Raw genomic sequence first — 23,983 nt, forward strand, 5'->3', positions numbered from 1 at the left:
TTACGAAGATTATATTCATTATATTTAACATTAATCATCGTGTCTATATTCTCCTTTACAATCATCATCGTGATGATGTTGTTCATCACGATGACTATATCCATAACGAATTTTTTCAATATTAATGGCATCTAAACTGGTATAACAATCGTTTCCATTTCGTTTAATCCAATAAATAAAATCCTCACATTTTTCTTCTGTAAACCGAATAAAGATTCCCTCTCCTTCATATCTTCCAGCAGAATACACCTTTATTCGATCTCCCTCACATAAATCAAAAAACGTTTTCTTGTCATATTAGCTGTCTCCCTTTTCTAAAATTATTCATTTCACAAATAGCATATGCTGTACATTAGCCTATTGATTGGGCGATTAATAAATTGGTTCTGTTGCAAAGTTCCTTAAACCAAGTAACACTCCTGAAAAAAGGAGCGAGGATAATCATAAATGCGATATTTTAAAGAAAAACAGTTCAAGAAAGGAATTATTTTAATAGCCGTCGGCTACTACTTTCGTCTTTTTTTAAGTTATCGCGACGTTTTTCCAAATGCGCAGGATTTCAAATCCTTAGCCACGCTTCACGTACTATAAAGGGGATTAAAACCATTTATACTATATTATAAACAAAACCGCAGTTTGCGACAAAACCGCGGTTTTTAAACGTACAATAAATTGAAAAAATTACTTGCAATTGCGTAAGGTTTAATCGTACGCAACCTAAATTTTTATATATGAAGAAGCTTTGCAACAAAACCATAAATATATCTTTTCGAATTTGGCCATACTAATACTTTAAAAAGGTGTGTGATCATTATGAAAATGAAAATATATTCTAATGAAAATATATTCTAATGGAAACATTATCAGCCAGATATTATTGTATTAACGGTACAACTTAAGTTTTCATGATTTAGTGGAACTGATAGAGGAACGAGTGCTATTTTTGTCCGGTACAGCCATCATGCGTTGTGTTCATTAATATGGGCCAGAATTAAATCAGCGGATTCGAAAGCATTTGAAGCCAACGAATGATTCTTGGAGAGTCGATAAAACGTACATCAAAATCAAAGGAGAGAAAATGTATTTATATCGTGCTAGTGATTCTGAAGGAAACACGATTAATTTTTCTTTGATTAGTAAAAAGGCTGCTAAGTATTTCTAAAAAATTCTTGTCTTCTTATCATGCAACAAAACCTCGTGTAATAATAGTCTATCCCGTTACGATAAGGGAATAGAAAGATGAAAAGCGCATACCACATGGTATGCTACTTCGTATAAAAAATATTTAAACAACATTATTGAACAGGACCATCGTTTTATCAAAAAACGAATCCAAAATATGCTTGGATTGAGATCATTGCAAACTGCTACCAAATGATTGCTGGAATAGAAGTCATGCATATAATCAATAAAGGATAAATCTAATTAAGGATGAAGTCTGTCAAAAATCAAATATATTTACCCATTAGCTGTTTGGATTGACTGCCTAAGAGTTGATTTTGCGAGAAGCGTACTGCTTTTTTACTTCTCGCTATCTTTTAGCATTATAATCCTTTTTTATCGGAGGAGATATAGGAGATATAGAAAATTATGAATATTTAGATTATAGTCAGTCATATATATGTTTAGGGACCTTTGTATCAAAAGTTGTGAGTATAAGGGAGGAATAAAAATGAATTTATATCAAAATGAAAATGAATATAAAATATTGGATGTTTTACCAAATTATTCGAACATGGTCAATGCTTATTCAAGTATCCATTAGCAAATAATCCACAAGTTCCCTTACAAAATACGAGTTATAAAGATTGGCTTAATATGTGTCAAACTATTACTCCACTTTGTACCACTATAGACTCTGACATTAATTCAGTCGCTGCCGCTATAGGGGTAATAGCTTCTATAATAGGTCTTATTCGTGGTCCAGGAGAAGCTATAGGATTAATTTTAGGAACTTTTTCATCAATAATACCTTTTCTTTGGCCAGAGAACAAAACTATTATATGGGAAGAGTTTACACATAGAGGGTTAAACCTTATTAGACCAGAACTGACACCAGCAGAAATAGAAATAATATTAAACCCTCTCAAAGGATCTTACAATGCATTACGTGAACAGCTGGTGAATTTTGAGAGAGAGTTTGCAATATGGGCCGGTGCAAAAAATCAAGCTACTACAGGGGATTTATTAAGAAGAATTTCAGCTATTGAAGGTGCTATTATACAACTTAAAAATCAATTAACAGTAAGCGAAGCTAATAAGCCTGCATTACTCAGTCTCTATGCACAAACCGCAAATATTGATTTAATATTATTCCAAAGAGGCGCCAAATATGGAGATGAATGGGCAAAATACGCTCGCAATCAACCCATACCTTTTAAAACATCACGAGAATATTATGCATCATTAATAGAAAAAATAAAAACTTATACTAATGATATTGCAGGAACATATAGAAATGGTTTAAATAAAATCAAAAATATACAAAATATCTCATGGGATACTTTCAATGAATATCGTAGAGAGATGACTCTAAGTGCATTAGATTTAGTTGCATTATTCCCAAATTACGATATATGTATTTATCCAATACAAACAAAAACAGAACTTACTAGAAAAATTTATATGCCATCATTCTATTTACAAGCACTTCAACAAAGCGGAAATCTAGAATCATTGGAAAACCAACTTACACATCCCCCATCATTATTTACTTGGTTAAACGAATTAAACCTTTATACAATAAGTGAAAATTTCAATCCGGCTATACTTCCTAATCCGGCTCAAGGAATTACAGGTGGCACACCAATACCAATAGGGTTAAATAACTTGTTTATTTATAAATTATCAATGTCACAATATCATGATCCAAATGGTTGTTATCCAATAGCTGGAATTTCTGATATGACCTTTTATAAAAGTGACTATAATGGTAATGCGTCCACAACTCAACCTTATCATGCAGGTAGAAACTCAAATAATGTCATAGATACATTTATGAATGGCCCACAAAATGCATCAAGCTCAAATAATATTTCTATTAAAGAAACAAAACATATACTATCTGATATTAAAATGGTATATTCGCGATCTGGCGTCTATAGTTTTGGATATTCATTTGCCTGGACATATACTAGTGTAGATCCTGATAATCTAATTGTTCCAAATAGAATTACACAAATTCCTGCTGTTAAAGCTAATCTTTTGAATTCGCCAGCTAGAGTAATTGCGGGCCCTGGTCATACAGGTGGAGACTTAGTTGCTCTTCTGAACAGTGGTACTCAATCCGGTAGAATGGAAATTAAATGTAAAACAGGTAGCTTTACTGAAACTTCCAGACGTTATGGTATACGCATGCGTTATGCTGCAAATAATGCATTTACAGTGAGTCTATCATATACATTACAGGGTGGGAATCCAATAGGTATAACATTTGGTACAGAACGTACATTTTTAAGAACTAATAATATAATACCAACAGATTTAAAATACGAGGAGTTTAAATATAAAGAATATAATCAAATTATTACAATGACTGCACCTCAAAATACAATAGTAACTATAGCTGTTTACCAATCAACTCCGAGTTTAAATAATCAATTAATTATTGACAGGATCGAATTCTATCCAATGGATCAAGGTGTAGAAGCTTGTAAAATGAACTAAAGTTTAGAAAGATCACAGACATTAGTTAATGATTTATGTATCGATTAACACAAAGTACTTACTAAATTAGATGGAATCGTTATTCAAAAAAGCGAAAAGGTTGTGAATTCTATGTTTACAAGTGGTACGAAAAATACGTTAAAAATAGAAACGACAGATTATGAAATAGATCAAGTGGCTATTTCTATAGAGTGTATGCCAGATGAAAATTCTCCCAAAGAAAAAATGATGTTATGGGATGAAGTGAAACATGCAAAATACCTCAGTCATTCTCGTAATTTACTTCAAAATGGTGACTTTGAAGATTCATTTAATGGGTGGAGTACAAGTAATAATATTTCCATTCAGAACAATAATTCAACTTTTAAAGGACAATATTTAAATATGTATGGGGCGAGGGATATTGACGGAACCTTATTCCCAACATATATATACCAGAAAATTGACGAATCCAAATTAAAACCGTATACACGTTATCAAATACGAGGATTTGTGGGAAGTAGTAAAGATCTAAAATTAATGGTAATTCGTTATGGAAAAGAAATAGATGCCATCATGAATGTACCAAATGATATATCATACGTACCTTCTATGCCTTCCTGTAATGAATTATACAACAGTGAACAATCACTGTACCAGAATAGAAATGTTGGCTATTACAATCTGATGCCAGAGTATACATCTAACACTTATCAGTGTATATCAGACCAAAAACAAGTAATCTGTCATGATTCTCATCAATTCAAGTTTCATATTGATACAGGTGAACTGGATTACAATACAAATTTAGGAATGTTGATTTTATTTAAAATTTCTTCTCCAGATGGTTACGCGACATTAGATAATTTAGAAGTGATTGAAGCAGGCCCACTAACAGACGAAGTATTGACACATGTGAAACGAAAGGAAAAGAAATGGAACCAACAAATGGAGAAAAAACGATTGGAAACACAACAAGCCTATGCCCCAGCAAAACAGGCAGTAGATGCATTATTCACAAATGCACAAGGAGAAGAGTTACACTATCATACTACTTTAGGTCATATTCAAAACGCCGATCAGTTGGCACAGTTGATTCCGTATGTACACCATGGGTGGTTACCTGATGTTCCAGGTATGAACTATGATGTATATACAGACTTAAATACGCGTATAACGCAAGCTAATTATTTATATAATGCACGAAATAGCATAACAAATGGTGACTTTACACAGGGACTAACGGGATGGCACGCAACAGGTAAAGTAGACGTACAACAAATAGATGGAGCTTCTATATTAGTTCTATCAAACTGGAGTGCGGGGGTATCTCAGAATCTGCATGCCCAAGATCATCATGGATATATGTTACGTGTGATTGCCAAAAAAGAAGGTCCTGGAAAAGGGTATGTAACGATGATGGATTGTAATGGAAAGCAAGAAACACTTAAGTTCACTTCTTGTGAAGAAGAATATATGACAAAAACAGTAGAGGTATTCCCGGAAAGCGATCGTGTACGAATAGAGATTGGAGAAACCGAGGGTACATTTTATATACAAAGCATCGAGTTGCTTTGTATCAAATGATAAATATTCTAAATATATAAAAAATATAGGGTGTAAAGGTTTTAAAAATAGGTTTGTTTAGTGTTTGTAATTGTAAATTTCAAATTGAGCCATTTACAATTGAAAACCCAGACATTCTTTTAAAACAAAACGTCATCATCATAAATGGCGTCTTTTTTTTATTCCAACAGAACCTTTTAAATAATAAAACAAATATATGCTTGTAAACCGCCCAATCAATAGGCTTATGTACAGCATATGCTATTTGTGAAATGAATAATTTTAGAAAAGGGAGACAGCTAATATGACAAGAAAACGTTTTTTTGATTTATGTGAGGGAGATCGAATAAAGGTGTATTCTGCTGGAAGATATGAAGGAGAGGGAATCTTTATTCGGTTTACAGAAGAAAAATGTGAGGATTTTATTTATTGGATTAAACGAAATGGAAACGATTGTTATACCAGTTTAGATGCCATTAATATTGAAAAAATTCGTTATGGATATAGTCATCGTGATGAAGACCATCATCATGATGGTGATCGTAAAGGGGAATATAGGCAAGACGATTAATGTTAAATATAATGAAAATATTCTTCTAAAGAAAAGTTTTTAAAGGTGACACAACAAGGGGTATGTGACTGTAATCGTTACAAACGACATACTGTATATCAAAGATAGAAAAGAAAAGTCGGGGGTTCCATTAAAGTGTATTCATATGGTTGTTTGTTAAAAAATGGGGAAATTTTTTAACAATGGATTATTCATTTGCAAAATGGATAGATAGGAAAAATCTACATGTTGCAAGTTTACAATTATTTTAATTTCAAAAATAATGTGAAGAGATTTTAAAAAAAAAGGGCCGAATATTAATTTAGACCCTTTGTAAAGGACATTTTGAAAAAAATCAGAAACATCAAGAAGGTGGTTTCTTTATCCTGATATGATCCCCTTATAGTAGACAGTTGAAAGAAAGTTACTTTACTGTTTATTATGGAGGGGATTTTTTATGGGGAAAATTAGAAGAACTTTTTCAATTGATTTTAAAATGAAAGCTATTGAATTGTACTTACATAGAGGAATTGGAAGCAAGTTAATTGGAAAGGAATTAGGAGTTACATATTCAGTTATAGATAGATGGATTAAAAAATATAAAAATGAGGGTATTCTGGGCCTACAAGAAAAACGTGGAAGATCCAAACAAACAAATGAAATAAGTCAAGATGCTAGAATACAACGATTAGAAGCGGAAAACGCATACTTAAAAAAGCTATTAGCTACGAAAAGGGGGATGAGTTCAAAAAAAGTAAATCAGTAGAATATGAGGTCATTCATACCTTAAAACAGAATTTTTCAATTGTATTGCTTTGTGAAATTGCAGGTGTTTCAAGAAGTGGATATTATAAGTGGGAAAAAAGAATCAACGATTCCACTGAAAAGATGAAAGAGGACCAATTTATCATGTCTAAAATAGGAGAATGCGAACGAGATCCAGATATAAATGGTAGCTATGGTTACCGAAGAATTTGTATATGGCTCAAAAAGTATTATGGTTTACAGGTAAATCACAAAAGAGTATATCGTTTAATGAGGAGAATGGGGCTACAAGCTAAGATTCGAAAGAAAAAGTGGAGGCATTTTGGTTTAAAAGAACAATGCGTCGTGTCGGAAAATCTGTTAAACAGAGAGTTTTCAACTACAAGACCAAATGAAAAATGGGTTACAGATATAACCTATCTTACCTTTAATACTAAGTGCATATATCTTTCAGTGATACTAGACCTTTACAATAACGAAGTTGTGGCCTATCGAATGAGCGAATACAACAATTTAAAATTAGTTACGGATACAGTCAATAAAGCCTTGAGAAAAAGAAAAGTCCACGAAACAGTATTACATAGCGACCGAGGTTATCAGTATACGTCAAAAAAATATAACCAATTACTTAAAAAGAATAAAATAACTGTAAGTATGTCTAGGAAGGGAAATTGTTACGATAATGCATGTAAGAGAGCTTTTTTAGTCATTTTAAGGCAGAATGCTTTTATAGACATACGTTTCATGAAAAGGCAGAAGTTTTTAAGGCTACTAAAAGATATATGAGCTATTACAATAACAAAAGATTTCAAAAAAGATTAAACAACCTTAGTCCTATTGAATTTGGAACTAAGGCTGCTTAATGAAAAGGCACCTAATCTATTACTGTCTACTTGACAGGGGTAAGACCATCCAACAGAAGTCATCTTCTTTAAATTCCATTGATATCTATAATAATTATAGTACATCATATATTTCTTAATCTCTTGTTTCAACTCAGTAAAAAAGTCGTGTGGTTCTCTTTTATCAAGAAACGGAGTTATAACTATTTACTCGTCAGGGAAACGTATGTTGACTTCACTAGAAGCAATGAGAGTGATTAAAAAAGGACAGACTTTAAGAAGATAGAAGTTTGTCAAAAACAAATTCATCTAATCAATAAACGCTTGGGTATCACTACTAGTTCTAATCTAAACATTATTTATACCAGAACCTAAAAGTTCATGGGAAATTCATAGTTTTTTAATTATTATTCATATTCAAAATAAAACTCCCCAGAAACTTTTACCATATTGCAATTTTCATCAAATACTTTTATTTCTAAGTGGTGTATTTGAACATGTTCATCATCAATAACATAATAGGGTAATTGTCCCACACTATATTTTACTACGTGGTCAACATGCAATGTTTCTTTATGAGATAAAGCGATAGAATCATCCCTAGAATTTTTTTTGTAGATTTTACTATCATGGATTGGTTCAATATATAGATTAAGTAAAAAAGATAAACAGCCCTTTATCTTTAACGCATGTAAGTCAACATCAACGTATCCACAATTATCCACTTCAACGGATTTTTTACATGTTTCTTTTATCATAGATAGATGATTTAAATCATACATTACTTTGGGGTTCTTATCCTTTTGTACCTGAAATCCATTTGGAATATTTAACACAATACTAAATGGTAATCGATGATTCTTATCTTTTACATTTGGATGTTGTTGTATTTTAGATTCAAAATTAGTTGCAAGGGGATTATCTTGTGATTCACTTTGGGTGTGGTCTTGATGCTTGTTGTCCATGACATACGCCTCCCTTTTGTTCTAAAAATTCGTTTTTATAGTTAGAAAAGCAAATTTACTCTCCTATATGTTTATGTCAAAATCTTTTCAATATGTTTTTTATTTATCTAATAGATATGTATACTAAATAGAATATCTATATGCAGAAGGAACTAAAGCAAAATAACCGAGGACAATTCTAATGTCAAGAAGGTATTTTTTGAGGCTCTGTTGCAAAGTTTCTTAACAGATAAAAAGTTGGTATGTTGCATATGGATTTTACGCAATCGTTAGTAATTGTTGTAATTCATTGTACGTCGAAAAAACGAAGCTTGGTTGTTGCAAACTTTGTTTTCATTTATATAGTGCATGAACGGTTTCAATGCCTTTCAAGGTACGTGAAGCATGACGAATGCTTTGACTTTGACGTAAGTCGCATCTAAATGCCAAGTACAATGTGCAAATTTATTTTTCTTCTTCCAAATTTGATTACCATATTCGTGACCCAACGCATGATTGTTGTTGGATGAGCTGAAATTCTTCGTTCTTTCATTATTTCAGATACATCACGATAACTTAAAGAAAAACAACAGTAATAGCCAACGGATACCAAAATAATATCTTTCTTGAATTGTTTTCCTTTAAAATACCTCATTTGTCATTCCCCCGCTCTATTTTTGAAAAATTTCAGCTTACTTTTAACAACTTTGCAACAGAACCATATGTAGGAACTGTCCACTTAACAAATCATACTCAAGTTGAATTTTTATCCCAGCAGTATGGCTACATCCTCCTGCACCTGGATAAACCGATGAAAATACATCCGGGAGTTGAAATGCAGTTGAATCTAAAATACGAATACGCTTGAAAACAAAAGTGTATGGAGAAGAAATCGGCATAGATGCGGCCATTTTTTTGCGTAGTAGTTCGGCTAGTAGCTGTTGTAAGAGTAGGACGGCCGACTTATTAAACCGTTGATTCAGTCCCTCAGGACTGATGAGTACTTCTGTTGATGCTTCTAAACAGCTAGATAACTGAGTTAAAGAAGTCATAGCTACATTTTGGTTCACCCATACACATAAAGCGACTAAATCTTTTGCTTGGTACTTACTGGTTCGTTGTACAAAGCCAACATCTCTAGCAAGATCTCGTAAGGCATTTGGAGATAGGGCACTTTGAATCTCTTGAGCAAATAGTTGTAATTCGTTAGACACAGAAACAGACATAAAAAACGCCATCCTTTCTCATCTAGCTTGTTAAGAAAGAATAACGTTTTTTTGCACTTGGAGGTATGAAAATTTTTAAGTTGATGGGCATGGGATATCAATACAAACTACTCCAAATTAGTAGTAGTTAACGTTTTAGATTATCTGGACCATTTGATGATGGTAAAACAACTTTATGTATGATAACAACGAGTTTTCTTAGTCCAATTGAAGGATTAACCTTACTAATCGATTTTGTAACATAAACATTCATTTTTGTTACATTTTCGCCGGAGGAAAAATTATTGATGGGCATGCGGTACTACCCATATGTTTATCAAATGTATAATTCACTTTAAGGATGTTCAATATAGCGCTATCATTATAAAATTAATACAATAATGTAACTAAATGATTCAAATTAATCTAATCAGGAAGGAGAATAGATGCGTAAACTCAAAGAATATGATTTAGCTTATATTTTCTATTATTCGGAGAGAATAGAGTTAGCACATATTGCAACTGGTTTTTCTCCTAAATTTACACAAAAAGAACTAACCAAGTTGATTCAAGATTTAAAAGGTCAGGAACTATTTAATTTTTACAAGAGTACCTACGAAGAAATGTTCGAAGAATGAAGAGGAGGATACTTATATGTTAATGAAATAGGAGTATGAACGCTTTGCATCAGATAAAGAATGTATCGAACTTGCGTTATCCATATGGAAAGAGTGGATGAGTAAACGGACTACATATACGTATGATCTAGCAGCTAAAGGTACGATGTACGTCGTCAACCACATGAAATTACATAATCCTCAAGTTTCTGTCATCTTTGATTTTTTTGATGAATATTTAAATTTATTAGATCCCGGAGAAGAACAAGCTGAAGCTTTTTATAAAACCATTATGAGGATGTAATAGTTATACCTATCACAGCATATACTGAAACATACACCGAGAGAAGTTTATATAAACCAGACGCTTTCAACTTAAGAAGGCGTCTTTTTATTTTTTAGTCATATAATATTTTTTGGCGCATATATTAAGAATGTCATCGGAGAATCCGCATGGGAGAAGACATCTTAGGGAGAAGGTGTCTTTTTTCTATTTTTGCGGAATGTTATATGTAAGGATCTCATAATTCAGTATGTTAACACATAAAATAAAATTACACGATGTCCTCTTATATAGTAATCACCCTATGTAACCAGAGCACTCATCAAGGGTACTCTGGTTTTTGTTATCAATTTTAATCAAACTATTCTTTTGTACTTTTTAAGAATTAATAAATGACATACACACTTACAGTAAATGGTTCCGATGCATTATTAGGATTCGCAATATACAATGATCTCGCTGATACTACACTTGTTCTATTACCGCTTAATACATCGTGAAAAACAACAGGATCTGTACCAGCAGATACATCTTTCATAACATTAAAGCTAACAAGATCTGGATTTCCTCCCCCTTCAACTTCCCACTTTAAATATTGTGTACCTGAAGGAAGGCTCTCCGTACTAAAATTCCCACTTGAGCGGTTTTTTTGTCAATCTAAAGGTTTCGGTTGAGATAATATCGTTGCTACTAATTGTTGTGCTTGTGTTCCATTAAAATTCCCCTTTTCTCAATTAAAATTTTTTAAGAAGGTTACACTAGTAACCCCCTGCCTAAAATATATCATTTGTGTAAATTAAAGGTATTGAGAAAATTCTTATTGATTTTTATTTCGTTAAATAACAATAGCATATACACTTACCTGAAGAAGAATCATAGAAACGAAGGTCGTCTACTATTAGAAAAAACACGTTTACCTTCCACAGAAAGACACTCCCATTTTTTCTGTTTGGGGTGTCTTATTTTCCTTAGCTTGATGAGCCGAAAATTCTCTCGTCTACAGGAGTGGGAGTGCTTTATTCACACTTGTTACAATTGGGAAGAAATATTGAACCTTTAATTGGAATAAGTGTATTTCCACAATCATCGGTCTTATAAGTACTGGTATATGCAGTAAAAGTAGATTCGCTTAAATCTGGACATGGATCTGAATTATCTAAATCTGTATAACAAATTACACGATCTACACAAAGAACTTCAGAGCCATTTACAGAACCTAGACCAGAGGATAAAAAAGGAGGACTTCCAGCAGGATTTGGAATATACCCGCCCTGTGGAATATCTCTACTTACCAGTGGGAAAAGCCCTGCGAATATTTGGATACAACCAACGATTCTTATCTGGTTTATTAGAGCTTTTGATGGAATACATTCTTTCGTATCACAGGGATCATCGACATGAACGGGAATTGAAATCGGCTCTATTATACATTGTAAGCAACTAACATCAAAAGTGAAATCTAAATATTCAATTTTAGAAGTATCTAGTTTCGAAGGCACCAAAATAGAAAAACAAAAAGGGATTTCAATGTTACACGGTTTTGGAACTTGTTTTGATATTTTCTTGTTTGATTTAGACATTTTGAACCATCCTATCTGTTATTGACTCCCAGGAGTTTTGAGGGAGAATTATAACCTTTTTGGTTATATTCTATGATTAATAAAACTCTAATGTTACTTCAAAATACTAATTCTTTCAAAATAAGTGACTGCCAATATGTGAAGTAGAAAAATCCATTTTCCCTACTTTACATACACATAGGCTTCATTTGCAGTTACATAGTATGTTGTGCCTTGACTGTTGTGTACCTTGTATTGCGGTGAACCATTAACGGATACTTTAGCATCAATAGTAAATCCAAGTCCTTCATCTACCGTTCCTGCTACATCTTTATCAGACTAAGAAGAGTTATAGAAACGAAGGTCGTCCACTTTAGAAAAAACACGTTTTCCTACTACAGAATTTGAAGTATTAATTTGTTCTCTTTTATATCGAATGTAAGAAGATTTGTTATAAATCCATTGGTTACCTCCAAGATTTAACCAATTACCTTGTTTTCCCCATACTTAATATGATTCTCCTTTATTTAATTGACGGATAGTACCATAAGCAACATATTTTGTATCAGCAATTTGAATTGTTTCATTCCAATATACAGCATAATGTACGAATGCATTTTTTCATGTTCTGGCTTCATAAATTCTAATGTTAATTGCTGGTGCTTCTGGTGTTAAAGTACTATGTGCAACAACGCCCTCATAAGCATCCACACCGTAGCGGTATGCTTGTTTTCGTAAATCTTAGATAATCTAAGTACTCTATCGGCAAAAGAAGCCGTAACAAACGAAAATAAGAGTAATAGAGTCATTAATAATGAGCTAAATAGTTTTTTTAGTGTGTATTTTCCCCTGTTTGCCTGGATTTCGAATGTTCCCTTAATTTGAGTTGTCCTTTTTTGACCATATGTATGGCTGCTATTCCAGCAATCATTTTTGTAGCGGTTCGTAATGATTTTAATCCAAGCATATTTCAGGTTCGTTTTTTGATAAACCGATGGTCTTGCTCAATCATATTATTTAAATATTTTTTCACTCGAAGTGGTATACTTTTTTCATTTTTTAATTCCCGTATCGCAACGGGATAGACTTTATCACCATCCACAGTTATTACACGAGGTTTTGTTACATAATAAGAAGCCAGGGTTTTCTTTAGAAAACGCTTGGCAGCCTTCGCATCTCGTTTATTACTCGAATAAAAATCAAGCGTGCTTCCCTTGGAATCAACAGCACGGTATAAGTACATTTTTTCGCCTTAAATTTTGATGTAGGTTTCATACACTCTCCAGGAAACATTTGTTTGTTTCAAATGTTTTCGAATCCGCTCATTTAATTCAGATTCATATTGGTGAACCCAGCGCATAATGGTTGTATGTGACAAAGACAACCCTCGTTCCTCCATCATTTCTACCAAATTATGAAAACTTAAGTTGTACCGCAGGTACCAACGTACTGTTAATAAAATGATATCTGATTGATAATGTTTCCACTTAAACAAGTTTTTTCAATACTGATCACACACCTTTTAAAGTAGTAGTACCAGTATGGCCAAGTTTGAAAAACACATTTCAAGCAATTGGGGATTTTTGCACCAGAACCCTATTACTCCATTTTTGCAAGTGAAATCAATATTTTGTTTGTTGATGCGCATAGATGTGTTTAACATTAAGAATATTCAGTATTAATAATATCAATTCACTATAGTTTACAATTATGTAAAACTATAACCAATACGAACTTTTCTTTAAAACTTACCCCTAATAAAGATTTAAAGAGATTTTTGTTGCAGTCATCATTAAGAAGGAAGCCATACTCTTTTTCATTTATAATTTCACCTAATTAACAATATTTGTATAATCATTAATTCCTAAAATTTGTACTAATTGACTCATTTTGATGAGGGGAACTGTAGGATTATTTGGGTGTAGGTTCAAAAAAGGATAGAATAATTCAAATCTATCAATTTTCGAAAACGCTGTCATTAACGGTATAATAAAGACAAATGTATATACCGAGGAGATTGGAATTATGAACAAAAGAGAAACGAGAATTCGCATTTTAGATTTGCAAGATCAGCATTGTATGGGGGGCTATTACCATAATAGTGTGCGCACATATTGTATTGATGATTGTAGGATTGGAAAAGAAATATATCAATTAGGAACTGGATTAATTTTTGATGAAAAGGAACCGAAAAGAAAAGTAAAAAGGAAGTGGGATCATATTTGCCAGCAAGCGCTCGATTTAAGAAGCAAAGGATATACATATAAAAAAATTGCACACCAATTAGGGTGTCATGTAAGTAGTTTGCGTAAACAGCTAAATCAGCGCGGCTTGTAAGTAGTAGGATAAAAGCTGTCATAGAAGGGATAAGAAATGGGAGCATCAATGGCCTTCTTTTAAGAATTATCTGAGAAACTAGCAGGGGTTGCAGATAATTCAGTAGGATGCGAACACATGTGGAATTTATTAAACGAAATGAGGTGAATGTAGCATGAGGGCAATTGCGAAAAGAGTACAAATGATGCGCTTACAGGAGGAGCATTTTGAGCGGCAAGTAAACGCAGAACAGTATGGTGCCGAGCAGTTTAAAATAGAAAGAGAGTGTATCAAACTAGAAAAAAATATAGCTAAAAAACGAACCAAAAAAGTACAAACGCCAGAAGAAAAATGGGATGAAAAATGCCAACAAGCAGTACAATTATTTAATCAAGGAATGGAATACCCAACTATTGCAAAAATAGTTGGGTGTAATGTGAGTAGCTTGTATAGAGAGCTCAAGAAACGTGGTGTTTTACAAATGCCAAAGCAAGTAGCGCCATCTAAATCAGTAAAGTCACCCATAATACCACCACAAACAAAAAAAACAAAGTTCGAACGATATAAAGAATATTATATGTATAAATAGGAGAATCAATGGCTATAAGATGATTTATCTAAATTGGGAATACTACTACTAGATACATACTCTGCCTATGACCAAAGGGGTTTAAACAAACGTTTTTTTTTAAAATACACTTAAATAGTAATTACATCTACAATGCGGCTTTTCTAAATGTACAACAAAATACACTTTTGAATATTATATTTATATTTTTTATGAATTAAGCTTATTCTCTTTTTGTGAGGCTGAGTAAAGATACCGAAATACCCAAAAATAAATTTGAAAAAAATCTTAAGAGATTTGTTAACATTTACTTCTTATTGTCCGCTAATTTTTAGTGATATAAAGCCTTTGAAATGTGTTATTCAAGCTATACAAGAAAAAGAGAAGTTTCAACTCCAAACTTCTCTTTTTCGACGTACAAGGAATTACAGCAATTATACATAGCTATTTAAAACTATAAGGCCTCACCATATATGCCCATCAACTTAAGAACGGAAATAAAATGAATATTTTTCATATAAACTAAAAAGCTCTTAAAATATTTGATTTTCTTAAAAATAGACATACTAAATAAACCCTAACGGGTTTCATTTTTTCACTATGCAGCTTTCTTTTGTTTTCTCAATCCATTATACTCATAGACAACACCCATAATATCAAAGACTGTCTTTTTCTCGTATCGATGAGATTTCCGTCCATTTTTCTGTAGTAGGGTAAACAGGCGGATTAGAACCTTTATTATCTCTTGGGTGTCTTTCTGCATGGCTTGATATAACAGAGATAGATGATCTTGGATCATTCCAATTGCTTTGTATTCACTTAATTCTTTTTTTCTTTTTTTGTAGAAGTAATTGCCGCATTTTAAACATAGTAGAGGAACATAAGAAAATGGTAATGAGTTTCCCATATAATTGGCACTCTAATCGTTCTTGCTTTACCGTAGAATAATGATTTCCACGTTTTAAAAATAATCTCTATTTGCCAACGTAATGTATATAATTCATGTACTTGTTCCATCGGAACCCATTCCCAAGGTGTATTCGTCACGTACACGTTTAACCCCGCTATCAATTTACTTTTTTCTGAGTACGTTCTATTTTTTGATTTTTCTTTTTCAGCTATCTTATCTCGTCGTTTTTGAAGTTGTTTTTCTGCTAATCGATTAAAAATGACGCGTGCAAACAGTTGTTGTTTATCACCGACATAAGCATTTTTTTATTCAAATGTTTCTCCTGGTTGTAATTGCTTCAAAATCTGTTTTACATCGATTTGTATGTATTCCGATTGTTTCTTAATTGCACCATTTTTAAAGTATTCTGGGTTTAGATTTTTCACATATACATTTGTGTTTAATTTCAATCGAGAAATATAATAGGTGCCACGTTGATCCATTTGATCTAAATCCTCTAATGAAAAATAGCCTAAATGACGAATACATAAATCTCCTGGTCGTAAGGTAGCTAAGCACTCCGTACCAAATGTTTTATCATTATTTTTTCCTGGTCCTATTTGAAAGTTTAAAAACTGTCCGCTATGTAGGTCATATTCTAATTAAATTTTGATTCCAGCTTTTTGGGCACATCCTCCAGAGCCGGGATATACATTCTCTAAAGCATTTGGTACTTGGAATACAGTAGCATCCAGGATACGAATGCGTTTAAAATAAGAAAAAAGTTGGTTAGAGATTTGAGTTTGTTCACATATTTTTTGTTGTAACAATAAAGAGAAAATATGTTGTAAAAACAAAACTGCCTTTGTATTTAAACGTTTATTTAAGCCCTCAGGGCTAAGAAGAGTACCAGTGACTGCATGAAGTCTACTACATAATCGGACTAAGGGATTGCTAACCACTCGATGACTAATCCAAATACAAATTGTAGCTAAATCTGAGCCAGAAAACTTACGTTTTCGTTTTATAAATCCAATTTCTCTTGCCAGTTCTTCTAAAAATACAGGTGTAATGTATCGTTTTAGTTCTTCCGCAAATGGTTGTAATTCATCTTGAATCGAGAGATTCATAAAAAACGTCATCCTTTCTTATCTAGCTTGTTAAGAAAGAATAACGTTTTTTTGTACTTGGGGGTAGTGGAAATTTTTAAGTTGATGGGCATGTATGGTGAGGCATGCCCATCAACTTAAGGATGGATACAAAACAAAATTTTGTTCATTTGAACTGAAATCTCCCCAAATGGGGGGGGGATTAAAAATAAGCACGCAAAATAAACCCTAACTTGCTTTCACTTTCGTACAGGCTGTCTTCTTCGGGGTAATGAGAACAAAGTATCTACTCTTATTTTGATTCAGTACTCGCCTCAAATCAAATCCTAAGAACCCGAAGGATTCTCCTTTTAAAACATTAACCACTCGAGTTTTCTCCAGATTCAGTTCAACTCCCAAAGGTTTTAATTGTTCCCACAGTCGGCGCAATGCCAATTCATTCCATCCCCGTTTACTAGAGTGTCCGCTTACAGTGATAACTATATCATCAGCAAAACGATGATAGTTTACAGCCTCGTAGTGATTTTCTGTTGTCCTACGTCGAATGGCATCAAATGTCCAATCTACTTCATTGAGATAGATGTTTGCGGCTAGGGGTGAAAATGGTCCCCCTTGCGGGACACCGATTTTTCCTGTCACCTTGATGACCTGTTTTACGAGATGCATAACTTGCTAATCTTGGACACGTTTTGCGATTTTCTCCAAAAGTATATGGTGTCGAATTGTAACAAAGTAGCGTGACAAGTCAACATCGATTACTACAGTCATCCGGCGCAATATGCTACGTCGTACTTCTGCCAGTGCTTGATGTGGGGAACATTTTGGTCGGAATCCATATGAATTTGGGCAAAAATCAGCTTCAAAGATGGCTTCCAATATGAGTTTTAGCGCTCCTTGGACCACACTGTCCCGTATACACGGGATTTGTAGTGTCCGCATTTTTCCATTTGCTTTTGGGATTTCTACTTTACGATTAGCTTGTGGTTGATATGTCCCAGCCTGTAGTTCTGCTTGGATATTCTTTAAAAACGGCATAACTCCCTCTAGCTCTATATCAGCGAAACTTTTCCCGTCGATGCCTGGGGCACCGTTGTTTTTCCTCGCTTGCTGATATGCTTCATGAAGGGTTGTTAGTTTGGTAATGTGGGAAAATAGTCCCCAAAACCGATGCGTAGGTTCAGACTTCGCCTTTTGATAGATTCGTCGCCTTAGTTCCTGCAAAGTAATAGGTGTTTTTATCATGGCCCCCTTGCCTCCTTTGGTCGTACGAAATATTTACAGGTTCGGACCCTTTCCTCCCCGCGTGTTTTGCTGCACACAGATCTCAGGTACTACAATCCGTTCCGCCACCCTGACACCTACCAAACTCACTTCCCGATCACGGTTATAAAGATGGTCTCTTCGATGAGATTTCTTCATCGGGTGTCGAGGGCTTCTCCAGTTTCCACATCATCTTTCCCTCCATGTCGCCGCTGATACCCCGCCGGTGAGAACTGCCGTTCCAGACTCGTTTCGGTCAGTTCTTGCTGCTTTCGCGCGTTATAGACCGTCTCAGCCACCGGAATTGCGTGTAACGAGGCTACGTCTACGTTCACTGTACGTTACAACCTGGAGTTTTGCCCATGCGCCTTTTGCGTATGATGTCAGAGGGCTTCACCATGTTACTTTCGCTTCATAGTGCCTCTCAGGCTACAGGAGTTGAGCCTTTTCTCCCGGTCGGACTTTCACCGACTAGATGATGTGTCCTTATCTGGACACGCCTATCTGCCAGCGTAATGTATACAATTCATGTACTTGTTCCATCGGAACCCACTCCCAAGGTGCATTTGTCACATATACATTTAATCCCGCTACTAATTTACTTTTCTCTGAATAGGTTCTTTGTTTTGACTTTTCTTTTTCTGCAATTTTCTCTAGACGTTTTTGTAATTGTGCCGCTGTTAAACGATGAAAAACGAGACGTGAAAATAACTGCTGTTTATCTCCAAGATAAGCTTGCTGATATTCTATCGTTTCCCCTAGTTGGAGTTGATTCAAAATCTGTATGACATTGATTTGTATGTATTCTGATTGTTTTTTAATGGAACCATTTTTAAAATATTCCGGATCTGGATTTTTTACATATACGTTTGTATTTAACTTTAACCGCGAAATATAATACGTACCCCGTTGATCCATTTGATCTAAATCCGCTAATGAAAAATACCCTAAATCACGAATACATAAATCGCCTGGCCGTAACGTATCTAAACATTCTGTTCCGAATGTTTTATCATTATTTTTTCCAGGTCCCACTTGAAAATTAAGAAATTGTCCACTATGCAAATCATATTCTAATTGAATTTTGATCCCAGCTGTTTGCGCACAGCCACCTGAACCAGGATATATATGTTCCAAAGTATGGGGTACTTGAAACATAGTGGCATCCATGATGCGAATACGTTTAAAATACGCAAAAAGTTGGCTAGAAATGTGAGTTTGTTCACAGATTTTTTGTTGTAACAACAAAGAAAAGATATGTTTTAAAAATAACACTGATTTTTCATTAAATCGTTTATTTAAGCCCTCCGGGCTAAGTACAGTACCTGTAACTGCGTGAAGTCTACTACATAATCGTACTAAAGGATCACTGGCCACCCTTTGACTAATCCAAATACAAATGGTAGCTAAATCTGATCCCGAAAATTTGCGTTTTCTCTTTACAAACTTCATCTCTCTTGCTAGTTCTTCCAAAAATTCAGGTGTGATATAGCGCTGTAATTCTTCTGCAAATGGTTGTAACTCCTCTTGAATCGAGAGATTCATAAAAAAACGTCACCCTTTCTCATTTATATTATGTAAGAAAGAATAACGTTTTTTTGTACTTGGGGGTAGTAAAAAGCCTTAAGTTGATGGGTATGGGATTTTTGCACCAGAACCAAAATAATGGGTTTATTTGTACAAACATTGTTACAGGAATACATTGGGGTACTACGAATATATAAAAAGAAATCGGTCAAAAAAAAATAAAAACCACATAAGGAGTGAAAAATATGAATTCATATCAAAGTGAAAATGAATATAAAATATTGGATACTTCAAAAAATACCTCTACTATGTCTAATCGTTATCCAAGATACCCACAAGCTTCTATAAAAAATACAACTTATAAAGATTGGTTAAATATGTGTACAAAAAACCAATCAAATGCTTTGCAAATTCCTGAGGCTACTCAGATATCACAAGGAGCAATTTCTGCTGCAATTTCTATTAGTACTTCAATTTTAGGTTTGTTAGGTGTTCCATTTGCATCACAGATAGGGCAACTTTGGCAATTTACACTCGAGAAGCTATGGCCTGCAGATAATAGTCAATGGGAAGAATTTATGAGACATGTAGAAGAACTCATTGATACTAAAATAGAAACATATGCAAGAGATACAGCAATTAGTGAATTAAAAGGTTTAGTTAATATTTTAAGACCATATGAACGCTCACTCGAAAATTGGAAAAAACACCCAACAGACACTGGACTGCAAAAAAGCGTAAGAGACGCCTTTAACCTTGTTAATGGTTTTTTTAAAGCAACCATGCCTAAATTTGCTATAAGAAACTATGAAGTACCGTTATTAACAGTGTATGCACTTGCAGCCAATATGCATTTACTTTTATTACGAGATTCCTCTATTTTTGGGAGAGAATGGGGGCTTCCTCAAAAGGATGTTGACGACAATTACTGTGATCAAAGAGCATTTGCAAACGAGTATGCAAATCATTGTACAAATTGGTTTAATAGTGGTTTACAAAGATTAAGAGGAACAAATGCTTCTAGTTGGATACGGTATAATAGATTCCGTAGAGAAATGACGTTGACTGTATTAGATATCTGCTCATTGTTTTCCAATTATGATTATTATCAATATCCAATTAAAGTAAAGTCAGAACTTACCAGAGAAATTTATACTGATCCAGTAGGTGTGGCAACGAGCACGATTCCTGGTCTCATTCCTAACTGGTTTGATTATGCACCATCATTTAATGAGTTAGAACTTGCACTCATTCCGAGTCCTCGTACAGTTACTTGGTTAAATAAAATAACAATTTCAACTGGTAGATTAAACGGCTGGAGCACATCACAGAACTATTGGCAAGGTCATAGACTAGAATATTCGGAAACAAGTGCAGGTAATAATATAATAAGTCCGACTTATGGGGATTTTAACGAATCAGTTGCTCTCCATAGAGATTTTAGTGTATTGAATAGGGATGTCTACACAATGGATTCATATGCAGTATCACAATTTTTTGGTATTAGTACAGCTACCCTTTTTGGAGTTTCTGATAATGATTTCCAATACCAAGACCTTAATAGTAATCGGCCAGGGGAAATAAGCTATACAAATCCACCTAGTTGGGGTGGCCTTCACATTTATTCTGAATTACCTGCGAAACCAACAATACCTGGGATAGAACCAGGAAGGCCAACTGCTAACGATTATAGTCACAGACTAACGTATTTGACAGCTTCTCGTGCAGGGACTGCTGGACATGTTTTATGTTACGGCTGGACATCTTCAACTGTTGACCGTAACAATAGAATTGATTACGATAAAATAACACAAATACCGGCTGTGAAAGGGCATTCTCTTCAAAATCATCGTCCTCATGCATATACCTATGTAATAAAAGGCAATCATACAGGTGGGAATTTAATCCGTTTTTTAAAAACAAGAGAGGCTTATAACGAATCAACCATTGGTGGTGGAATTCGATTGCATTTTTATAATTCAACTGCGGGACAAAGTTACCGCATTCGTTTTCGATATGCGGCAGATAAAGCTGCTTATTTTAGTGTATTTCTTCAAAAAAGCGGCTGGAATTCAAATCAGTTTGTAGAGCTTGAAAAAACTTTTTCTGGAAGTTATAACGATTTAAATTACAAAGATTTCCAATACGCTACACTCTCAATTATCACACCTCCATTACCCGGTGGTGAAAATCAGTTATATCTGGACATAGAGGCGAATAGTTTTCAATCCGATGTAAATGTGATTCTCGACAAAATTGAATTCATTCCAAGTAATATCCCAATTAAAAAATGTACATGTACATGCGACGGAATAAATTGTGAATTAGAATGTACAGAATTACAATCCGTAGCAACAGAAAAAGAGATTGTAAATAGTTTATTTAAAACAAAGTAGGTAATGAAGTAGGAGGTAAGGATGCTCGAAAAATAAGTAGAAAAGGTAGTGAATCATATGTATACCAATACTATGAAAAATACATTAAAACTAGAAACGACAGATTATGAAATAGATCAAGCGGCCATTTCTATAGAATGTATGTCAGATGAACAAAATCCCCAGGAAAAAAAGATGTTATGGGATGAAGTAAAACATGCCAAACAACTCAGTCAATCTCGTAATTTACTCTACAATGGTGACTTTGAAGATACATCAAACGGCTGGAAAACAAGCTATACGATTGAAATTCGAGAGAATAGTCCCATTTTTAAAGGGCATTATCTGCATATGTTTGGGGCAAGAGATATTAATGGAACGCTATTTCCAACCTATATCTATCAAAAAATAGATGAATCAAAATTAAAACCCTATACACGTTATCGAGTAAGAGGGTTTGTAGAAAGTAGTAAAGATTTAACATTAGTGGTAACACGTTATGGGAAAGATATTGATGCCCACATGGATGTCCCAAATGATTTGTCCTATATGCAGCCTAACCCTTCATGTGGAGATTATCGCTGTGAATCATCCCCCCAGTATGTGAGCCAAGGGTATTATACACCAACAGATGTATATGCTCCTGATAGGTATGCATGCCCGTCAAGTTCAGATAAAAAACATGTTATGTGTCACGATCGTCATCCCTTTGATTTTCATATTGACACCGGAGAAGTAGATACGAATACAAACGTAGGTATTGATGTCTTGTTTAAAATTTCTAATCCAGATGGATACGCTACATTAGGGAATCTAGAAGTGATTGAAGAAGGCCCACTAACAGATGAAGCATTAGCGCATGTGAAGCAAAAGGAAAAGAAATGGAAACAACACATGGAGAAAAAACGTTGGGAAACACAACAAGCCTATGACCCAGCAAAACAGGCGATAGATGCATTATTTACAAATGAACAAGAGTTACACTATCATATTACTTTAGATCATATTCAAAACGCCGATCAGTTGTTACAGGAAATCCCCTATGTATACCATGATTGGTTACCGAATGCTCCAGGTATGAACTATGATTTATTTAACAATTTAAAGGTACGTATAGAACAAGCACGCTATTTATATGATGCACGAAATGTCATAACAAATGGTGACTTTACACAGGGGTTAACGGGATGGCACGCAACAGGGAAGGCAACGGTACAACAGATGAATGGCGCTTCTGTATTAGTTCTATCAAATTGGAGTGCGGGGGTATCTCAAAACTTGCATGTCCAAGACCATCATGGATATGTGCTACGTGTGATTGCCAAAAAAGAAGGACCTGGAAAAGGGTATGTAACGATGATGGATTGTAATGGAAATCAGGAAACACTGAAGTTCACTTCTTGTGAAGAAGGATATATGACAAAAACAGTAGAGGTATTCCCAGAAAGTGATCGTGTACGAATAGAGATGGGAGAAACCGAAGGTACGTTTTATATAGATAGCATCGAGTTGCTTTGTATGCAAGGATATGCTACCAATAATAACTCGCACTCGGGTAATATGTATGAGCAAAGTTATAATGGGAATTATAATCAGAATATGAGCGATGTGTATCACCAAGGATATACAAACAACTATAACCAAGGGCATAACTCTGGCTGTACATGTAGTCAAGGATATAAACGTTAACGATGCTAAATAAGGATCAACATCATTGCGAAAAATAAAAACCTACTCACAAAATCTATTGCATATCATAACATAAGCTTTACAAATAACTGATATATTCTGGAAGAGGTCTCCTTAATTCTAAAATAAGGAGATCCTTTTCGTTTCCCAAATATTGATTAATGAAAATACTCCTTTACAGAACGATTTAGACTGATTGGATTTGAATGTTGTTGAATCTTGAATAGAAATTCGGTATTCAAATTTCTGAAGAGATATCTGTTCATACGATTCA

Annotated in this window: 15 protein-coding genes and 12 pseudogenes; 14 read left to right on the forward strand and 13 right to left on the reverse strand. The window is 34.1% G+C overall.

Annotated features, from left to right (window positions below; all coding sequences use genetic code 11):
- Nucleotides 1-30 precede the first annotated feature (30 nt).
- Nucleotides 31-249, reverse strand: coding sequence for a hypothetical protein (locus AC241_RS29615; protein WP_050845408.1), 219 nt, complete (start codon nt 247-249; stop codon nt 31-33).
- 198 nt (nt 250-447) lie between these two features.
- Here AC241_RS29615 and AC241_RS35385 point away from each other — a divergent pair.
- From AC241_RS35385 to AC241_RS36090, 8 genes and pseudogenes are all read left to right on the forward strand, one after another.
- Nucleotides 448-540 (forward strand): annotated as a pseudogene (locus AC241_RS35385) (IS6 family transposase); the annotation flags it as partial.
- 333 nt (nt 541-873) lie between these two features.
- Nucleotides 874-1,469: pseudogene (locus AC241_RS33805) on the forward strand (IS6 family transposase).
- Nucleotides 1,470-1,818: 349 nt separating this feature from the next.
- Nucleotides 1,819-3,666: an insecticidal delta-endotoxin Cry8Ea1 family protein gene (locus AC241_RS35000; RefSeq protein ID WP_050845409.1), complete on the forward strand. Its 1,848-nt coding sequence runs from the start codon at nt 1,819-1,821 to the stop codon at nt 3,664-3,666.
- 111 nt (nt 3,667-3,777) lie between these two features.
- On the forward strand, nt 3,778-5,232 hold the full coding sequence (locus tag AC241_RS35005; protein ID WP_050845410.1) for a hypothetical protein: 1,455 nt from the start codon (nt 3,778-3,780) through the stop codon (nt 5,230-5,232).
- A 283-nt stretch (nt 5,233-5,515) separates the two neighbouring features.
- Nucleotides 5,516-5,782 (forward strand): hypothetical protein, encoded by a 267-nt coding sequence (locus AC241_RS29630; RefSeq protein WP_050845411.1) that lies wholly within the window; start codon nt 5,516-5,518, stop codon nt 5,780-5,782.
- A 436-nt stretch (nt 5,783-6,218) separates the two neighbouring features.
- Nucleotides 6,219-6,527: a helix-turn-helix domain-containing protein gene (locus AC241_RS29635; protein WP_050845412.1), complete on the forward strand. Its 309-nt coding sequence runs from the start codon at nt 6,219-6,221 to the stop codon at nt 6,525-6,527.
- Nucleotides 6,482-7,312, forward strand: coding sequence for an IS3 family transposase (locus AC241_RS29640; RefSeq protein WP_230690647.1), 831 nt, complete (start codon nt 6,482-6,484; stop codon nt 7,310-7,312). Before AC241_RS29635 ends, AC241_RS29640 begins: the two co-directional genes overlap by 46 nt.
- Nucleotides 7,279-7,389 (forward strand): annotated as a pseudogene (locus AC241_RS36090) (IS3 family transposase); the annotation flags it as partial. The gene AC241_RS29640 and the pseudogene AC241_RS36090, both read left to right, overlap by 34 nt.
- Nucleotides 7,390-7,434: 45 nt before the next feature.
- Here the strand turns inward: AC241_RS36090 and AC241_RS34450 are convergent.
- The 5 genes and pseudogenes from AC241_RS34450 to AC241_RS35780 all read right to left on the reverse strand — a co-directional run.
- Nucleotides 7,435-7,533: pseudogene (locus tag AC241_RS34450) on the reverse strand (IS3 family transposase); the annotation flags it as partial.
- 242 nt (nt 7,534-7,775) lie between these two features.
- Nucleotides 7,776-8,333, reverse strand: coding sequence for a hypothetical protein (locus AC241_RS29645; RefSeq protein ID WP_050845413.1), 558 nt, complete (start codon nt 8,331-8,333; stop codon nt 7,776-7,778).
- Nucleotides 8,334-8,728: 395 nt separating this feature from the next.
- A pseudogene (locus tag AC241_RS29650) lies at nt 8,729-8,967 on the reverse strand (IS6 family transposase); the annotation flags it as partial.
- Nucleotides 8,968-9,031: 64 nt separating this feature from the next.
- Nucleotides 9,032-9,538, reverse strand: a pseudogene (locus AC241_RS29655) (IS4 family transposase); the annotation flags it as partial.
- A 127-nt stretch (nt 9,539-9,665) separates the two neighbouring features.
- Complete coding sequence (locus tag AC241_RS35780) at nt 9,666-9,791, reverse strand: hypothetical protein (protein WP_268998442.1); 126 nt, start codon at nt 9,789-9,791, stop codon at nt 9,666-9,668.
- A 172-nt stretch (nt 9,792-9,963) separates the two neighbouring features.
- Here AC241_RS35780 and AC241_RS29660 point away from each other — a divergent pair, with 172 nt between their 5' ends.
- Complete coding sequence (locus tag AC241_RS29660) at nt 9,964-10,155, forward strand: hypothetical protein (protein WP_050845414.1); 192 nt, start codon at nt 9,964-9,966, stop codon at nt 10,153-10,155.
- Nucleotides 10,156-10,252: 97 nt separating this feature from the next.
- Nucleotides 10,253-10,438: a hypothetical protein gene (locus AC241_RS29665; protein ID WP_230690640.1), complete on the forward strand. Its 186-nt coding sequence runs from the start codon at nt 10,253-10,255 to the stop codon at nt 10,436-10,438.
- A gap of 364 nt (nt 10,439-10,802) precedes the next feature.
- Here AC241_RS29665 and AC241_RS29670 read toward each other — a convergent pair.
- The 4 genes and pseudogenes from AC241_RS29670 to AC241_RS29680 all read right to left on the reverse strand — a co-directional run bounded on the left by AC241_RS29670 (nt 10,803) and on the right by AC241_RS29680 (nt 13,471).
- Nucleotides 10,803-11,099 (reverse strand): annotated as a pseudogene (locus tag AC241_RS29670) (DeoR family transcriptional regulator).
- 334 nt (nt 11,100-11,433) lie between these two features.
- A complete protein-coding gene (locus AC241_RS29675) occupies nt 11,434-11,997 on the reverse strand; it encodes a hypothetical protein (RefSeq protein ID WP_050845415.1) in 564 nt (187 codons plus the stop codon).
- Between the two features lie 162 nt (nt 11,998-12,159).
- Nucleotides 12,160-12,785, reverse strand: a pseudogene (locus AC241_RS35395) (N-acetylmuramoyl-L-alanine amidase).
- A 23-nt stretch (nt 12,786-12,808) separates the two neighbouring features.
- A pseudogene (locus AC241_RS29680) lies at nt 12,809-13,471 on the reverse strand (IS6 family transposase).
- A gap of 530 nt (nt 13,472-14,001) precedes the next feature.
- On the opposite strand from AC241_RS29680, the gene AC241_RS29685 reads away from it, so the two are divergent.
- Nucleotides 14,002-14,313 (forward strand): hypothetical protein, encoded by a 312-nt coding sequence (locus tag AC241_RS29685; RefSeq protein WP_050845416.1) that lies wholly within the window; start codon nt 14,002-14,004, stop codon nt 14,311-14,313.
- 154 nt (nt 14,314-14,467) lie between these two features.
- Nucleotides 14,468-14,881: a helix-turn-helix domain-containing protein gene (locus AC241_RS29690; protein WP_050845417.1), complete on the forward strand. Its 414-nt coding sequence runs from the start codon at nt 14,468-14,470 to the stop codon at nt 14,879-14,881.
- Nucleotides 14,882-15,458: 577 nt separating this feature from the next.
- Here the strand turns inward: AC241_RS29690 and AC241_RS29695 are convergent.
- From AC241_RS29695 to AC241_RS29710, 3 pseudogenes are all read right to left on the reverse strand, one after another.
- Nucleotides 15,459-16,879 (reverse strand): annotated as a pseudogene (locus AC241_RS29695) (IS4 family transposase).
- Between the two features lie 213 nt (nt 16,880-17,092).
- Nucleotides 17,093-18,100 (reverse strand): annotated as a pseudogene (locus AC241_RS29700) (reverse transcriptase domain-containing protein); the annotation flags it as partial.
- A gap of 513 nt (nt 18,101-18,613) precedes the next feature.
- A pseudogene (locus tag AC241_RS29710) lies at nt 18,614-19,663 on the reverse strand (IS4 family transposase); the annotation flags it as partial.
- Nucleotides 19,664-19,890: 227 nt separating this feature from the next.
- Here AC241_RS29710 and AC241_RS29715 point away from each other — a divergent pair.
- Nucleotides 19,891-22,041, forward strand: a complete 2,151-nt coding sequence (locus AC241_RS29715; RefSeq protein WP_050845419.1) for an insecticidal delta-endotoxin Cry8Ea1 family protein — start codon at nt 19,891-19,893, stop codon at nt 22,039-22,041.
- 72 nt (nt 22,042-22,113) lie between these two features.
- Nucleotides 22,114-23,709 (forward strand): pesticidial crystal protein, encoded by a 1,596-nt coding sequence (locus AC241_RS29720; protein ID WP_230690641.1) that lies wholly within the window; start codon nt 22,114-22,116, stop codon nt 23,707-23,709.
- Nucleotides 23,710-23,983 lie beyond the last annotated feature (274 nt).

The organism is Bacillus thuringiensis (assembly GCF_001182785.1).
Classification (GTDB): Bacteria; Bacillota; Bacilli; order Bacillales; family Bacillaceae_G; genus Bacillus_A; species Bacillus_A thuringiensis_S.